General features: G+C 44.0%; 16 protein-coding genes. 9 read left to right on the top strand and 7 right to left on the bottom strand.

From position 1 onward, the window contains the following. Nucleotides 1-337: 337 nt before the first annotated feature. The gene (locus QZX97_RS17690) at nucleotides 338-2,779 is read left to right on the top strand and encodes a bifunctional YncE family protein/alkaline phosphatase family protein (protein ID WP_295655125.1); all 2,442 of its coding nucleotides are present in this window, start codon (nucleotides 338-340) and stop codon (nucleotides 2,777-2,779) included. Between the two features lie 317 nt (nucleotides 2,780-3,096). Here QZX97_RS17690 and QZX97_RS17685 read toward each other — a convergent pair whose 3' ends face one another. The 5 genes from QZX97_RS17685 to QZX97_RS17665 form a co-directional block, all read right to left on the bottom strand. After that, complete coding sequence (locus tag QZX97_RS17685; protein ID WP_295655124.1) at nucleotides 3,097-5,874, bottom strand: glycoside hydrolase family 2 TIM barrel-domain containing protein; 2,778 nt, start codon at nucleotides 5,872-5,874, stop codon at nucleotides 3,097-3,099. 58 nt (nucleotides 5,875-5,932) lie between these two features. Continuing rightward, on the bottom strand, nucleotides 5,933-8,107 hold the full coding sequence (locus tag QZX97_RS17680; RefSeq protein ID WP_295664855.1) for a glycoside hydrolase family 3 C-terminal domain-containing protein: 2,175 nt from the start codon (nucleotides 8,105-8,107) through the stop codon (nucleotides 5,933-5,935). Between the two features lie 205 nt (nucleotides 8,108-8,312). Next, nucleotides 8,313-8,603, bottom strand: a complete 291-nt coding sequence (locus QZX97_RS17675; RefSeq protein WP_295664853.1) for a hypothetical protein — start codon at nucleotides 8,601-8,603, stop codon at nucleotides 8,313-8,315. A gap of 19 nt (nucleotides 8,604-8,622) precedes the next feature. Beyond that, nucleotides 8,623-8,988: a hypothetical protein gene (locus QZX97_RS17670; protein ID WP_295664851.1), complete on the bottom strand. Its 366-nt coding sequence runs from the start codon at nucleotides 8,986-8,988 to the stop codon at nucleotides 8,623-8,625. A gap of 61 nt (nucleotides 8,989-9,049) precedes the next feature. Further along, nucleotides 9,050-9,469 (bottom strand): hypothetical protein, encoded by a 420-nt coding sequence (locus QZX97_RS17665; protein WP_295655118.1) that lies wholly within the window; start codon nucleotides 9,467-9,469, stop codon nucleotides 9,050-9,052. Nucleotides 9,470-9,810: 341 nt separating this feature from the next. Here QZX97_RS17665 and QZX97_RS17660 point away from each other — a divergent pair, with 341 nt between their 5' ends. Continuing rightward, nucleotides 9,811-10,569, top strand: a complete 759-nt coding sequence (locus tag QZX97_RS17660; protein ID WP_295655116.1) for a hypothetical protein — start codon at nucleotides 9,811-9,813, stop codon at nucleotides 10,567-10,569. Between the two features lie 3 nt (nucleotides 10,570-10,572). On the opposite strand, the gene QZX97_RS17655 is transcribed toward QZX97_RS17660, so the two are convergent. Both QZX97_RS17655 and QZX97_RS17650 read right to left on the bottom strand, forming a co-directional pair. Continuing rightward, nucleotides 10,573-11,076: a hypothetical protein gene (locus tag QZX97_RS17655; RefSeq protein ID WP_295655114.1), complete on the bottom strand. Its 504-nt coding sequence runs from the start codon at nucleotides 11,074-11,076 to the stop codon at nucleotides 10,573-10,575. Between the two features lie 32 nt (nucleotides 11,077-11,108). Then, a complete protein-coding gene (locus QZX97_RS17650; protein ID WP_295655112.1) occupies nucleotides 11,109-12,125 on the bottom strand; it encodes a Gfo/Idh/MocA family oxidoreductase in 1,017 nt (338 codons plus the stop codon). A 121-nt stretch (nucleotides 12,126-12,246) separates the two neighbouring features. Here QZX97_RS17650 and gcvH point away from each other — a divergent pair, with 121 nt between their 5' ends. The 7 genes from gcvH to QZX97_RS17615 all read left to right on the top strand — a co-directional run bounded on the left by gcvH (nucleotide 12,247) and on the right by QZX97_RS17615 (nucleotide 16,807). Then, complete coding sequence (gene gcvH, locus QZX97_RS17645; RefSeq protein ID WP_295655110.1) at nucleotides 12,247-12,627, top strand: glycine cleavage system protein GcvH; 381 nt, start codon at nucleotides 12,247-12,249, stop codon at nucleotides 12,625-12,627. Further along, the gene (locus QZX97_RS17640; RefSeq protein WP_295655108.1) at nucleotides 12,628-13,023 is read left to right on the top strand and encodes a VanZ family protein; all 396 of its coding nucleotides are present in this window, start codon (nucleotides 12,628-12,630) and stop codon (nucleotides 13,021-13,023) included. Nucleotides 13,024-13,218: 195 nt separating this feature from the next. Then, nucleotides 13,219-13,434 carry a FeoA family protein gene (locus QZX97_RS17635; RefSeq protein ID WP_295655106.1) on the top strand — a complete coding sequence of 72 codons (216 nt, stop codon included), beginning with the start codon at nucleotides 13,219-13,221 and terminating at the stop codon, nucleotides 13,432-13,434. Nucleotides 13,435-13,446: 12 nt separating this feature from the next. Then, nucleotides 13,447-15,558: a ferrous iron transport protein B gene (gene feoB, locus QZX97_RS17630; protein WP_295655104.1), complete on the top strand. Its 2,112-nt coding sequence runs from the start codon at nucleotides 13,447-13,449 to the stop codon at nucleotides 15,556-15,558. Nucleotides 15,559-15,617: 59 nt separating this feature from the next. Beyond that, entirely contained in the window at nucleotides 15,618-16,232 is a 615-nt protein-coding gene (locus tag QZX97_RS17625; protein WP_295655102.1) for a SprT-like domain-containing protein, read from the top strand. A 51-nt stretch (nucleotides 16,233-16,283) separates the two neighbouring features. Further along, nucleotides 16,284-16,508 (top strand): hypothetical protein, encoded by a 225-nt coding sequence (locus tag QZX97_RS17620; protein WP_295655101.1) that lies wholly within the window; start codon nucleotides 16,284-16,286, stop codon nucleotides 16,506-16,508. Then, nucleotides 16,505-16,807 (top strand): type II toxin-antitoxin system RelE/ParE family toxin, encoded by a 303-nt coding sequence (locus QZX97_RS17615; RefSeq protein ID WP_295655099.1) that lies wholly within the window; start codon nucleotides 16,505-16,507, stop codon nucleotides 16,805-16,807. The genes QZX97_RS17620 and QZX97_RS17615 overlap by 4 nt, the downstream gene beginning before the upstream one ends. Nucleotides 16,808-16,817: the final 10 nt, after the last annotated feature.

Raw genomic sequence — 16,817 nt, 5'->3', positions numbered from 1 at the left:
GGCATACCACAACCAACATCAGGAACGCAGACAGCTAGATCATCCGATATCGCATTCCTACGGATAAACCTTCGCTTTTTATAACAAGCAAAAGCCAGCACGATTATGCGATGAATGATTTATTTGATAAACGGAACGAGCATGAGTTAGGGTATTTGCCATATCGTGGTAAAACCAGCATTTCTAACCATATTATCGTTTTTTATCCAACTTATGAGAGTTTGCATATGGATCCGTTGGACCCATTGGATCCATAAAGGTTTTTGCGAATTACACCAAAAACAACGATTCATTCCAATCAGTTTAAATCTGCTATCCTAAAATAAAAACCGGCCCCATGAACAAGTATCTCTTAATCATTCTCCTTTTAGTAACAACCGCGAAACTGGAGGCTCAGAACCTTGCTTCTCTCGAGAAAAATAGGGTAAAACTGCCTAATGGCTGGTCGTTAACACCGGTCGGTAAAAGCCTTCCTCTGGGCGATCTTCCGTTAAATATAGCCATAAGCCGCAGCCATCATTTTGCTGCTGTTACCAACAACGGGCAAAGTATACAAACCATACAATTGCTGGATGCAAGAAACGACAAAGAGTTGGATAATGTGGTTATTGGAAAATCCTGGGGTGGATTGGTATTCAGCGACGATGAGAGGAGCCTATATGCTTCCGGAGGTGATAACAACTGGATAGTGCGCTACGCTATCGACGAGAATAAGCTTGTGGCGAAAGATACACTCAAACTGGGAGATGCATGGACAAGACAAAAAAATGCCACGATGATTTCGCCAACTGGCCTGGCAATTGACGATAAAAAAAGCACTTTATATGTTGTAACCAAGCAGGATAACAGCCTTTACCTCATTGACTTAAAAACGAAAGCAGTACGACAAAAGATATCGCTGGGTACCGAAGCTTATACCTGCCTTTTGTCGCCCGACCAATCTAAATTGTATATCAGTCTTTGGGGTGGGGACAAAGTTGCAGTGTACGACGTGGAAAAGAATAAATTGGTTGGTGCTATTGCCGTTGGCGATAATCCTAACGATATGTGTATTTCGCATAATGGAAAATACCTTTATGTCGCCAACGCCAATGATAATACGGTATCGGTTATCGACCTGAAAAAAGCCAAAGTACTCGAAACGTTGAATACCGCGGTATATCCTACCAAATTAAGCGGTACCACCACCAATTCTGTAGCTTTAAGCGACGACGACAAAACCTTATACATAGCAAATGCCGATAATAACTGTCTGGCCGTTTTTAATGTAACTAAACCGGGCACAAGCACTTCGGATGGCTTTGTACCCACAGGTTGGTATCCCAGTGTAGTGCGCGTTATCGGCGCGAAATTATATATAGCGAATGCTAAGGGCTTTTCATCGCTCCCCAACCCCCATGGGCCAAACCCCATAGATCAAAAGCAGGCGGTATTGCTTCATGGTGGCGATACCTTGCACATACATCCTGTTCAATACATAGGAGGGGGCCTGCTGGCCGGAACCTTAAGTATTGTTCCCATCCCCGGCGCAAAGGAGTTGTCTGTTTACTCGCAGGCCGTATATCACAATACACCTTTTAACAGGAATCAGGCAAAAAATGCGGTTGGGAAAAAGGGTAATCCCGTTCCTTCAAGAGTTGGTAGTCCATCGCCGGTTAAATACGTTTTTTACATTCTGAAAGAAAACCGCACGTACGATCAGGTATTGTCAGACCTAAAACAAGGCAACGGTGACACCAGTTTGTTGCTGTTTGGCAGGCGTGTAACACCGAACCAGCACGCCTTGGCCGAAAAATTTGTGTTGATGGATAATTTTTATGTTGATGGCGAAGTAAGCGCCGACGGGCATAATTGGAGCATGGGTGCTTATGCTACCGATTTTAACGAAAAAAATTGGCCAACCAGTTATGGCAACAGGGGCCCCGGCGCTATTGGCGAAACCTCGCTTAACAAATTGTACATTTGGGATCAAGCTAAGCGTTTTAACGTGAGTTACCGTACTTATGGCGAATTTGTAAACGCTGATAATACGCCGAGGATACCCGCGCTAAAAAATCACTTTCCGCCGGCGTATCCAACGCTGGATTTGAAACAAACCGATATGGAGCGTTACCAGGTTTGGGAAAAGGACTTCGACTCATTAATGCGAAGTAACAAATTACCAAAACTAAGCACCATACGGATGCTTTCGGACCATACCGAAGGAACCGCTGCCGGGCGCCCTACACCTTTTGCTCATGTGGCTGATAACGACCTGGCTGTAGGTAAATTAGTTGAGCACATCAGCAAAAGCCCGATATGGAAAAACAGCGTCATATTTATAGTGGAAGACGATGCGCAAAATGGCCCGGATCATGTGGATGCTCACCGTACAACGGCTTATATTGCAGGTGGTTATATAAAACATCATGTAGTTGATCATACCATGTATTCCACTTCTTCCATACTGCGCACTATCGAACTGATCCTTGGCATGCCACCCATGACCCAGTACGATGCGGCTGCTACGCCCATGTGGCGGTGCTTTGCCAATATTGCCGATAAGACACCGTTTAACAGCCTTCCATCAAACATTAATTTAAATGATGTTAACCCGAAAAAAAATAGACTGGCGGCCATGGCTAAGGGTTTGGACTTTACTGCCGTCGACCGGGTTCCCGACAATATTATGAATACCATGTTGTGGAAAGCAATTAAAGGAGAAAATGCTAAAGTGCCTGCTCCGGTTCGCGCTGCATTTGTAAAAACAGTTAAAAAAGGCAACGGAGACGACAACTAAAAAGCTCGCTTGTTTTCAATAGTTTTCGCCCACAAACGAGAACGGTCTCAAATCAATCAGAAAAGAGTCACGCAGCATAAACTTGTTTGGTAACGAAAACGAAAAGAAGTCGCGCCAAGAATAAAATTATGACGTGGCTTCTTTGCGTTATCTCCTATTATGTATTTCGTTTATATGAATTATTCCCTTCATCCGGCAAATATTACATTGGTTCAACCGGAAATCTCGACAAGCGAATAAAAAACAGAACGCTTCGGCACCAAAGTAAATACTATCTATAACAACAAACCAAACTAAGCAGGTACAGTAATTTTATATCACTTATCACCTAAAATAATTTGCTGCGAAGGCACATTCCATCCGCTTACAGATATGAGTGTTTTAGTCGAGTTAGGCAACGGCGCCGCACTAACGCTTACAGTAATATCCTCAAACGGAGCCAGTGTAAAATAATTTGCCGACCAGTACGATGGCATCACTTCATCGTTATTGCTCATCAATTGCGGCCGCACAAAAAACGCCACCTTGTCTGATTGGTTAACAATATGCAGCGTTTGCTTTACTTCGCGCCCCAATAACTCTGTTTTTACTAAAGTAAGCTTTAACCGAGCTTTGGGCATATTTTTTAAGTCGGTATAATTGGTATCCGGCGCAAGCCAATAGGCATTGTGCGATATGGATTTACCCGCGGCATCTTTTACATTCAGAATTACAAAGCTGGTGCCTTTGACATATTTCAGGGTAGACGCGAGATGGTCTAATTCCTTCGTACCGGTTGTTTCCAGGCTTGTACTGGTAACCTTATCATATATTTTTTTGGAATTGATATCGAATACCTGCGCATGCACTGTCAGTGCTGATGTTGGTCTATGGGTACGATTTACTATTGTAGCCACACTATCATCCAAATTCATCTGTACGTGGATGGGTTCGCAGGCGTTTTGCATAAAGTAATAGCCCGCGTTTGGCTCCAGGTACCAATCGTAAACCTGCCATATCACACTTGGGAGCGCCGCGTTCAGTTTCCACAGCATCACGCCGCCCGTTTCATTTAGTTTATGGTTGGCGGCCTCAAAAATACCCTGGTAACCTATGGCATTCAACAATTGCATTTTATTGGCAAAGTCTTCCACGCTTTCGGGTTTGCCATACCTGCGCGCCATTTGTTGGTAATACAGGTCGTACTTACCTGCGCCGGTTGCCGCATCGTGGTAGCCCCAGGTATTGTTTAATGGGAAAGGCAAATTCTTATCCAAACTGGGGTCGCTAACAATGCGTGCCAGTGTGGTATAGGGTGGTTGCGATGGTATGCCTGTTTCGTCTTTAAATACCCAATCGCGGCCCGCATCGGCCAGTTTATAATATTGATGTGGGTCTTGCCACGAATATGGCCCGCCGCTGTAAACCCCCGACGCTTTATCATCGGGCCATGAGCCTTTCCATCCTTCGGGCAATTTGGCAAAGCCCGATGAACTGGGTATGAATGGACGTGTACCATCCAGTTCAATGATATTGTTGCGCATGGCATCATACAATTCTTTACGGGCATGGCCCTCGTTGCCACCCGTCCAAACCAACAAACTTGGGTGGTTGCGTATGCGGTAAATAGTGCTTGTTACGTTTCGGATAAACACATTGCTTTCCAACGGCCAATCAGGTGAGCCTTTAAATTCGCCCTGGGTATCGCCGGTAATCCAAAAATCCGACCAAACCATCAACCCATATTTATCCGCCGCGTTAAAAAAGGCATCAGGTGGCGTTATCCCACCGCCCCATATACGTACCAGGTTAACATTGGCATTTTTACACAAATGAAGCTCGTGATCAAACCGCACAGAGTCGCGATTTACCATCATATCGGGCACCCAGGCGCCGCCTACCAAATGCACTTTTTGACCATTTACAAAAAAATCGCGCCGCAAAAAGCCGTTCACATTACTCGTTGACGTAGTGGTTGTACGGATACCAAACACAAACGAGGTATCGTCGGCAATACCTGCCTTATTTATGTATTGCATGCGGATGCGGTAAAGGTTTGCCCTGCCATAGTTATTGGGCCACCATAAATGCGGATTATTGATGAGGAGCTGGCTCACATTCGCGGCATCAAACTCAACCTTAGCCGATGAAGATGGCCCTACCGCTACCTTTTTTTCAAACTTTATCGCTAACACGCTTTTAAAATTTTCAGGTATAATGCTGACCTTTAGACGCCCTTTTTGAGTAGTGATGCCATGATTCGTCAGCATCAAAGCCAATGATAATTTGGCAATATTGGTATCTGGTAAATTTGGCAGTTCCGATTTTATTTGCGGTTTGCCGATGGTGACAGTACCCGTGGTACGCAGGTAAACCGGTTGCCAAATACCCATATTTCTGTCGCGTACAGGCGGCATCCAATCCCAGCCCACCGAACACAGCATGGTTACATTCTTGCCGATATCACCAGTTGGGCCGCCGTTCTCAAAAAATGGACCGAGGGCTTTTAGCTGTTCCTGTGCCGGTAAACCGGGGTAGTCCAACGGGTATATCTTTACCGCCAATATATTCTGTTTCCCGGGTATTATTTGTTTACTTACGTCGAGGTTATATTCGGCAAATATGCCTGCCATTTGTGTAGAATCGGCAATTTGTTTACCATTTAACCATACGGCAGCGCGGTAATTTATTCCCTTAAAAATCAACTGGAAGGTTTTTCCTTTGTCCGCCTCCGGGACCATAAATAGCGTGCGGTACCAATAGGGCCTTTTCCAGGGATTGGCCTTGCCGGGAAGAAAACTGAATTTATCAAGGTCATATTTTTTATTGAACTCGTCCGACGCATCTGGTATCTGCATATTGTTCAAACCAAAATACGGACTGGGATATACCTTGTTGGCCACCAGCCCAGTCAAAACTGTAGACGGCACTTTAACCGCATACCAATGCTGATTTAAATGGTATTTTGATGATGACAACTCTTCGCCCGAATTAGGAACGAGTGCCGACGATTGCAGGTTGAAATTGACCAATGTAACCTGTTTTACATTTTGGCTTTGCACTGTAAAACCAAATCCTGCTAAAGCTAATACTACTCCTATAATTCTTTTTATCATGATGATAATTTATCAGTCATTTTCTAAGCACAAAAGCAAATTTAACCGAATGTAGATATTAATTGGCAACAGTTATGATTGTTGATTGTCTGATGTCGCGGCTCGATGAGCCTACAGATATTTTATACTCGCCGGGCTCAATCGTCCACTTATGGAGGTCTTCACTAAAATAAGCCAGGTCGGTGGTTTTAAACCTCAGTACTACTTGCACGCCTTGTTCAGGTATCATCGATACTTTCTTAAATGCTTTTAGCTGTTTTTCGGGCTGACCGGTTTTTGAATTTAACTTGCCCACATATAGTTGTACGGTTTCTTTACCGGCATACTTACCTGTATTGTTTACCAAAAGTGTGGCCGAAATATGCTCGCCCGTTTTATATCGCTTTTTATTGGTTTTAAAAGCTGAGTATTTAAAACTGGTGTACGACAAGCCATAACCAAAACAATACAACGGCTCGATGTTTTTAGTATCAAACCATCGGTATCCTACTAAAATGCCTTCTTTATAGTCGGCGGTCAGGTTCTCGCCCGGGAAGGTATGTAGGGCATGGGCCGGCGAATCGTCTAAATGGGCCGGGAAAGTAAAAGGTAGTTTACCCGATGGATTTATTTTGCCAAACAGTACATCTGCCAAAGCATTGCCTGCTTCAGATCCGTTAAACCACGACCATAAAACGGTATTGTTGTTGTTTTTGATATCCGCAATATCATAAGGCGCCCCGGCCATAATTACCACGATGGTGTTTGGGTTTGCTGCGGTTACCGCATTTACCAGCTCCTGTTCGCCGAAAGGCAAATTCAGGTTTTTTCTGTCTGAATTTTCGCTTTCATAATCACGGTTTGATCCGATGCACAAAATGGCCAGATCACTGTTTTTGGCCAAATCAACTGCTTCGCTTATCAGGACGGGATTTGGATTATTGGCATTTTCCTTTTGTTGTGCGGTATAGTTGGTTTTGTAATTCGCCTTATAGCCCTGTGCGAAGCGTATATTGATGTCCTTGCCCAATCTCGATTTGATGCCTTGTAAGGCTGTTATTTCGTATTTAGCTTTTACACCTGCACCATACCCACCTGTTGCAAACGTATGGATGGCATTATCGCCAATTACTGCTATGCTTTTTATATTGGCTGTATTTAATGGCAATGTATGGTTCTGGTTTTTAAGTAATACGATAGACTCTGCGGCCATATCATAAACTGCCTTACTGTGACCAGGGGTATTGATGCTTCCCGGCAACTGGTGTTCGGCCATGGAGGTATGAAATATTACCCACAGTATGCGATGTACTTTTTCGTCGATGACGCGTTCGCTCACTTGGCCGGCTTTTACCGCATTGTAAAGCGGGTCGGCAAAATACCAGTTGCTGTATGGGCCTTTTGATCCCATTTCGAGGTCGAGACCATTATTGGCAGCATTCACCGTGCTGTGCGTTCCACCCCAGTCCGACATAACCAAACCTTTAAAACCCCACTCGCCTTTTAATATTTTATTGAGCAGAAAATCATTCTCGGAACAATGTGCACCATTGACCACATTATAAGCCGACATAAGGCTATAGGCATGACCTTGCTGTATGGCCGCCTTAAAGGCCGGTAAGTATATTTCGCGCAAAGCACGCTCACCAATAACGACATTGATGCTATCGCGCATAGTTTCCTGATTGTTTACAGCAAAGTGCTTTACGCAGGCCGCAACGTGTTGGCTTTGAATGCCTTTAACAGCCGATATGGCGAGTTGGGCATTCAAAAAAGGGTCTTCTGAATAATATTCATACGTACGGCCACAAAGCGGGGTACGGCAAATGTTAAACGCTGGGGCCAAAAGGATATTTTTGTGCCGTGCAAGCGCTTCCTGGGCCATAGTTACTCCGTATTGGTAAGCCAAAGCCGGGTTCCAGGTAGCCGCCATCGCCGAGCCGTTTGGGAAATACGTCGCTGAATCTGTTTTCAGTTTAAGTGGGGTCCATGAGTACCGGCCCACCTCTTCGCGTACGCCCAATGGCCCGTCGTCGCAAGTTAGCTCGGGTATGCCCAGGCGCTTAACGCCATCCGACGAAAATAGAGCATTGCCATGCAACATGGCTATTTTTTCTTTTAAGGTAAGTTGCTTTACAATATGATCTATCTTTTTGTCGATTGCTTTTTCGGATGAAGTCTGAGCGTTTGCTGACCTCAGCATAACTACAATGCAGATCATCAACAATCCGCTAATACTAAAGGTATTTCTCATAAAATAAAAAATGGCTGTTTAATTGGCTTAAACCGATCATCAGGCATCAATGCCCACACATTGATGATACGTGGTGTAAAGGTAAACTGCAATGCAATACTTTCATGCAATTATCGGGTTATAAAAATCAACATATCTCCCTGTTACATTTCGCGATAAATTGCAACTTTTTTAATGATTTTCAAAGCGCATTCACTTTAACAAATCAAAACCGGTAACGTCCGATATATTCTGGATCTGCAGTTATTGCATCCATTATCACAATCAGGTTAGCGTACTCGAAAGAGCCGGCCCCCAAAATATCGATGTCCCTGTCAATATCGCTGCAATTAAATAAAGCGGTGTCTATCCCAATGGGTATAACGTGCCGGGGCAATAAACCATAATTTTTATTTAATTCTTTGGCTACAAAATCTGATACCGCGATGATCGACCCTGCTTTTGGTTTTATGCGTGCAAAATATTTGTTTCCTGCCCTTGCATCTTGCCCTAACAACCAACAATAATGGGTCAACCTATGTCTTTTCGAAAAAAGGCCGGCAATAAAAGCGCATTTGCCTAACCAAAAACTTAACAGGCCGATTATCTGATATTGTTTGTTTAGTTTTCTTAGGCCCCCCCCACATTTTTAATATCGAGGCAACATTGAAAACCCGTCCTTTATATTTATTGCCAAATGACATCACCTTTATACCATACCATTGGTAATTTGTGGAAACAAAGGGATAGGTAAGCGTCAAGACAATCACCTCTACGTGCGGGTCGACTTCTTTTAGTGCCCTCACAAAAGTTTGCAGGTGCGAAAGCGACGTGGTATCGGCCTCGCTTTCGGGGAAGCCGGGGGTAAGGATAATGAGGGCTCTTGGTCTATTGTTGCGCATTTGCGTCCGTAAAGTGGATAATACCCTTACGGACGGTTTTAATGTTTGGTTGCCTGCTCAGTTAAGCATTCACCTGTTCACGGTAACGCTCGCTGTCCAAAACCGGCAGCTCATACATCCAGATTGAACATACAATGATAATTAAATAAGGAATAGGGAAGTATTGGCTCTCTGTTGAAAATTGTTGCTGGTTCGAGGAAAAATAAAACATGAGCACCGACAGCAATATGCCGGCAATGGTGAGCAAAAGCTTAACTAATACAGTTATTGAAGCCAGTTTTTTTAGGCACAGCATGAGCAGCCAAAAAAGGATCAAGCTGGGAAATGCCAAAATAACGCCTATTGATACGGAATAAAAAACCCAAAAACCATTGCTGCCGTATGGCGACGTGAACGAGTCGATGAGATATTGGACAAAAGGCGTAATAAAGACAGCCGTGAGCCATACTTTTGAACTGTATAAAAAAGCATTGGTCTTCATAGTCAATCAACTTTGGGTTCGCTAATATACAATAGTTATTTGCCAAATAATCAGGTATTTACAAATAAAACCGCATTGCGAAATATATTATAGTGAAGCGATACTTTTTTGAGTTCAACTTGAAATATACGACTTTAGTTCATCTAGTCGGCAGGGTTTTCTATTGTTTTTTTAATATTAACCAATAATACGTGGCCCGGGCGTATGCAAATTGTAGTATCTGTCTTATGTATTCCAACCTTAGCAGTGGTTTTGGCGTATTAAATATTGTAGAAAGGACCTATTGGTACCGAAAGCTAAACGAAAAAATTTTAATTAGATTTGTGCATGCAATTAAATAGATGAAAAAATACCTGCTGTTACTAATCCCTGTTGTTTTGATCTCGATGAACAGCTGTAAGAAAATTGGCGGACATGAAATCGTGCCATCATCTGCCGGTACAGGCGCCAGCGGAAGCACGGGTTCAACAGGCAGTACGGGAGCCGCGGGGAGTACCGGCAGTACCGGTTCGTCAGGCGGTGCTACAATGGTTGATACTACAAAGGGGTATCAGCCGGCCGCAACCGGAAACTATTGGAAATATGCTGAATCGGGTTCCTATGTTGACACCTCGCTGCAAAAGGTTACAGGTACGACTACCATCAACAACAAATTATACAGTGTAATTACCGCCCAGTCAATCTTATCAGGTAATCAAACATGGTATTTGTCAGATATAAACCATACTTATACGGAGCGTGCAACGGTACAGGGAAATATTATCGAAATTTTGTATCTAAAGGACAATGTTGCTGTTGGCACAACATGGACAGCACCGGCTTCTGACAATGGCATCATAAATGGCGTACCGGCGCAGGTATCAGGTGTGCTTGTTGGCAAAAATCTTTCCAAAACTGTGTCGGGCAAAACCTATGCTAATGTAATACACACTACTATTCTATTACAATATAATTACGGCGTCGGCTTTACAACTTCGGCCACGTATGACTATTATATAGCCAATGGCATTGGCATAATAGAAACTGACGCATCACTTATGTTGCCGGGCGCGCCTCCTACAGCAACAACAACGGCTATTATTAGCTATTCAATAAAATAAAGTTTACGCCTTTTTAATAACGTCGATAAGGTCGCCAATTTTAGGCGCCTTTTCAAACGCCTGCACCAACTTGCCACCCTTGGTATATATAGCGATATAAGGTGTTGTTTTTACCTGGTAATATTTTTGAACGGTCAAGGCATAACCTTCGGTTCCCACTGTTATGTTGGGGTACTTATCCAGCTCATAATCTTTGCGAAATACTTGGATTGCCTGTAACGATGACCAGGTAATCATAACGATTTGGGTTTTGCTCAAAATATGCTTGTGGTCTTTTTTCTCGCTTTTTAGCAATTCTGTCAATTGCTCCGTTAAATGCTGGCAATGCGTGCAATCGGGTGAGAAATAGATGACCATAATAGGCGCATCCTTCTTTAGCTTTGCAGGAGTAACATAAACGCTATCGGTAGTCAATATTTTATATTGAGGGATAGGTTTGTCTGCATCCTGCGCCTTTAACGACGCGATAGTGAACAACAGGCATAAAAATATAGCGAGTTTTTTCATGATAGTTTTTGTTTAAGGGATCAAAGATAAGGCTAACCCTCTAATAACTCCATTTGTGTCAATATATTCTCTTTCGTTATCGGAAAGTCCTTTCCGTTCCGCAACGATTGATAAACAGCTTCAAACAGGCCCATATAATCGCCTTTGGGTGCTTTCACCAGTTCAACGTTCTTTACGCCGTCGCCTCCTAAGGTATACAGTTTACCTTCAACACCTGCTGCTTCAATTCCGTATTTTTCATCGGTGGGCAGCATGTTTTTGTCCAGTTGTTCTTCTTGCGGATCAACGCGATCTTTAATAAACGTGCCATTGGCGCCTTGAACTACAAAAGCGGGCAAGGCTTGCACGGCCATTAAATTCGACGCGGCAAATACATTCAACTGGTTGGGATATTTTAAATGGTAAAAAAAGTAATCGGCAACCTCCGAGCCCGGCCTGTAAATGCCGGTGGTTTTGGCAAAGCTGAGTGGCTTGCCAAACAGGCTGATGATCTGGTCGAGCAGATGCGGGCCCAAATCGAACACCAGACCACTGGCGGGAGTTGAGGCAACTTCTTTGAATATTTTGGGGCTAAGGGCGGGCTTAAACCGGTCGAACCTGAAACAAACTTCGCTCAACTGTCCCAACCTGCCGCTTTCGATGATTTGCTTTACCGACATAAAATCGCTGTCCCAACGGCGGTTTTGGTAAATAAACACCTGCTTGTTGTGTTGGGTGCCAAGGTCGAACAATTCCTGCACCTCTTTAACCGACGCAGCGGCTGGTTTTTCTATCAGTACGTGCTTACCGGCCTTTAATGCTTGTTTGGCCAGTTCGTAGTGGGTGTTGTTTGGGGTGTTTACAATGGCCAGTTCAATTTCCGTATCGTTCAGCAACTCATCGTTGTTGTTATAGCTGATGATGTCCGGGTAACGTTCGGAAGCTATCTTTTTACTGCGCTCGGTTATTCCCTTTAACGCGAAGCCCGAATGAGCATGCACAAACGGAGCATGGAATATTCGGCCCGACATGCCATATGACATGATGCCTGTTGTTATTGGTTTTGACATGCACAATTATAGCAAATAAACCATTTAATTTTCATGGTGGGTTTATAATTTCCGGGTTGGTTGTTTGCGTATTGCGATAGTTTAAAGTTTTGCTATTTTTGAAGCACTAAAACAAAACGAAATGAATTTTCCGGCAGAACTAAAGTACACAAAAGACCACGAGTGGGTTAAAGTTGAAGGCGATATAGCAATAATCGGTATAACAGATTTTGCCCAGGGCGAGTTAGGTGATATTGTTTATATCGATGTAAACTCCGTTACTCAGGATATTGCAAAAGAAGCTGTATTTGGTACCATCGAAGCCGTGAAAACAGTTTCCGATTTGTTTATGCCTGTTACCGGAAAGGTTTTAGAGCTTAATAGCAAATTAGATTCCGCTCCGGAGCTCGTAAATTCCGACCCGTATGGTGATGGCTGGATTGTAAAAGCAACTATTGCCAATCCTTCGGAAGTTGATACTCTGCTTTCTGTAGACGATTATAAGAAACTGATAGGGCACTAAATGAATGCCATTTTAAAATATCGAAGGCCCGCATTATGGTGGGCCTTGTTTATTTTTATACTTTGTACCATTAAGTTGGGTGGCGTTAGCCAGTCGCCCTTATTTTTTGCCGGGTTCGATAAATTGACCCATTGCGGTTTATGGTTTGTTTTAACAACTTTACTGTGCAGCGGCCAGATACGGAAAAATAACAGGCACAATTTAACAACCATGCAATCGTTTTGTTGTTTGTTGATACCTTTGCTGTACGGGGGAACGATCGAGCTTTTACAAGCTTATGTATTTACCTGGCGCAGCGGCGAATGGGCCGATTTGTTCGCGGACTGCGTAGGTACCGGAATGGGTTTATTTGGGGCTTTAATTGCTATCTGGTCTGCGCATTATGAAAAAAAATAGATTTTTCGCTGTAGCGATGGTTTTAATGGTTACCATGGCAAGCTCTTGCAGCTTGTTTCATAAAAGTTGCGGCTGCCCCAAAGTTTTCTATAAAACTGCCCCCGGCACTCCTGACCAAAATGTGACATCAATCACGCTTTTCTTATTTGGATTTATTATAAATAAGGGCTAAATTAGAGCCGTTATAAATATGATATGAGGCTGTCACAACTTAAAGTAGGCGAACGCGGAACCGTAAAGGAATTCACTGATTTAGAAATGTCGGTGAAATTGATGGAAATGGGTTGTTTACCCGGCGAAGAGATCAGGGTTGACCGCATAGCACCCCTTGGCGACCCGATAGCCGTAAACGTTGCCGGTTATCAGTTAAGTTTACGTAAACGCGAAGCAGCCACTATCGTACTGATGTAGAACCGAAATACCTTGAAAGCTGATATCCGAATTGCGCTTGTAGGTAACCCTAATACCGGTAAATCCACGTTATTTAACGTTCTGACCGGGCTTAATCAAAAAATAGGAAATTTTCCGGGTGTTACGGTCGACAAGAAAGTGGGCTATTGCACGCTGCCCGATGGGCGCATGGCTGAAGTGATTGACTTGCCCGGTGCGTATAGCCTTTATCCCAAAAGCCGCGACGAGGCCATTGTGTTTTCGGTACTGGCCGATAGGAGCAATGAGTTGAACCCCGATTTGGTTATTGTGATACTCGATGCCACTAACCTAAAGCGCAACCTGTTGCTTTATACCCAGGTTGCCGACCTGAAAATACCCGTAATTATTGCGTTGAATATGATGGATATGGCCAAAAAAGCCGATATCACCATTGATGTAGATGCATTTGCCGAAAAACTGGGTGTTCCGGTAGTACCTATTTCGGCAAGGAAAACCGAGGGTATTGACAAACTCAAAGAAGCCATCGCGTTCGCCAATAAAATAGCCTTACAGCAAGACAGCATCGACGTTGAAGCTCTGGCCCCTCAACTCATTGCCGATATAAAAAAGGAAATAGCAGTCGCAAACCCCTATTTTGCGCTGCAGCTGGCCCATCAGCACGAAACACTCGAATTTTTATCGTCTGAGCAAAGCGACAGGATAGAAGAACTGGAAAAGGAACATGCTTTCCACTCGCAGAAAGCGCAAGGTGCCGAAACTATGGCGCGCTATAATTTTATAAACGACCTGCTATACGATACAGTGACCAAAAAAGTAACAGCCGAGGAAGAATCCATCAGTAACCGCATTGATAAGGTATTAACACATAAAGTGTTTGGCTTTGTTATCTTTTTTGGGATACTGCTGTTTATTTTCCAGTCTATTTTTGCCTGGTCGGCATACCCGATGGGTTTAATTGCCGACGCCTTTGTTTGGCTGCAAAGCAACCTGCACCAATATTTGCCCGTCGGCCCGCTCACCAATTTACTGGTGGATGGTGTGATAGCCGGCTTGAGCGGTGTGATGGTCTTCATCCCGCAGATCGCTATTTTGTTTGGTTTGATATCGATTTTGGAAGATACGGGCTATATGTCGCGCGTTACGTTTATGATGGACAAGATAATGCGCAAAGTAGGCTTGAACGGCAAATCGGTTGTGCCGCTGATTGGTGGTTTTGCTTGCGCGGTACCATCCATTATGAGCACGCGCACCATCGAAAGCTGGAAAGACCGGATGATTACCATTATGGTTACCCCACTGGTAACCTGCTCGGCACGTTTGCCGGTTTATACCTTGCTCATCTCGCTGGTGGTACCCAATAAAAACGTATGGTGGATATTCAATATGCAGGGTTTGGCTTTAACGGCCATGTATCTGTTCAGTCTGGTATCCGCAGTGGTTGTGGCCTGGGTAATGAAATATATCCTCAAATCGCGCGAGCGTGGTTATTTTATTATGGAACTGCCCGTTTACCGCACACCGCGTTGGGGTAATGTGCTGCACAGCATGTGGGACAGGTCGAAAACTTTCGTTTTCCAGGCAGGTAAGGTCATCATAGCGGTATCGGTTATTTTGTGGGTATTGGCCTCGTTCGGGCCGGGCGGGCGCTTTAGTAAGATAGACGACAAGTACCGTCAAACATCCTATCAAAAAGTGGCTCCCGACAGTCTTAAACGGATGATTGCTTCCCAAAAACTGGAAAACTCGTACGCCGGAATGCTTGGGCATGTGATAGAACCTGTTATTAAACCTTTGGGCTTCGATTGGAAAATCGGCATAGCGCTCATCACCTCGTTTGCCGCTCGCGAAGTTTTTGTAGGCACGATGGCTACCATGTACAGTGTTAACGGCAGTGCTGAAAAAATGGAGTCGGTACAACAAAAAATGCGCGAAGCCCGTAACCCCGATACCGGCGAGCCGGTATTTACTTTGGCGGTTGCAATGAGTTTGATGATGTTTTACGCCTTTGCCATGCAGTGTGCCAGCACAGTGGCCGTAGTTTACCGCGAAACAAAAGACTGGCGCTGGCCTGCTGCACAATTTGCCTATATGACGGTCCTGGCCTATGTGGCCAGTTTTATCACCTTCCACGTGTTGAAATAATTTACTTTGGCGTTACCGCATGCCCGGCAAAAAACCCGATATTTGAGCAAGAGGTAAAATTGGATAAAGTAAAAATTCTTGAAACCTATCTGCCGCCCAAAGCCGCACCGCTTATTAGCCGTTGGATAGATTATTTTGTATGTGAGTTTAAGGTATCGCGTAACCGCAATTCAAAATTTGGCGACTATCGCCATCCTTTTGGAGGGCAGAGCCACCGCATATCGGTAAACTACGACCTTAACCCTTACGCTTTTTTGGTTACCACCGTACACGAGTTTGCACACCTGCATACCTGGAACGAACACAAGCACAAAGTGAAGCCACATGGCGCCGAGTGGAAAGCTAATTTTAAACGGATGATGCAGCCCTTTTTTGAGATGGAAGTTTTTCCGCAGGAAGTTAAGCATGCCATTATCAGTTACCTGGACAATCCTGCGGCTTCAAGCTGCTCCGATTTGAACCTGTACCGCTCCCTGCGCAAATACGATGCCCCCAAACCTGACCATTTGACCGTGGAGAAACTCCCCGACAAAGCGTTGTTTAAGCTGAAAGACGGGCGCGTTTTCCGTAAAGAAGAGCGCTTGCGAAAGCGTTACAGATGTGTTGAGGTAAGTAGTAAAAGAGTTTATCTGTTTAGTCCCGTGGCTGAGGTGGAGTTAGTGGAAAAAAATTAAAGCAAAAGTTGTAGATAAACTGTAAATTAGTATCAATAAAATCACCTAACAATGGACTTACAAGCGGAGAAGTTAGATTTGCTGCAAGCTATAATCTCTACCAATGATGAAAGCCTCATCAGGGATATACAATCTTTGTTAAAAAACCGCGATGCCGATTGGTTCGATGAGTTAAACAGCGAACAACAAGCGGATGTTTTGGAAGGGATATTGCAACTGGATAACGGAAAATCGTTCGACCATGAAGAAGCGAAAAAACGCTTTGGAATGATATGAAAATTATCTGGTCGGAAAAGGCGGGAGAGACGTTGCAAAAACGTATCGATTACCTGAAGATACATTGGACAGAGAAAGAAATAAGGCAGTTCACCAAGCGCGTTTTTGATTATCTGGAGACCCTGGCCAACGAACCTCTAATAGCGCGCCCGACTTATAAAACAAAAAACACACATATTGGCGTCATCATTAAACAAGTGTCCGTGATATACCGGGTCAAGCCTGGAAAAAATGTAATTGAGTTAGTTGCGTTCATTGATAACAGGCAAAATCCGAAAAAGACAAAGCAATTGTTGTAAAATGATTGCT

The organism is uncultured Mucilaginibacter sp. (assembly GCF_903893715.1).
Taxonomy (GTDB): domain Bacteria; phylum Bacteroidota; class Bacteroidia; order Sphingobacteriales; family Sphingobacteriaceae; genus Mucilaginibacter.
The sequence above is the reverse complement of the archived record's forward strand: the minus strand, read 5'-3'. Positions and strand labels throughout refer to the sequence as shown.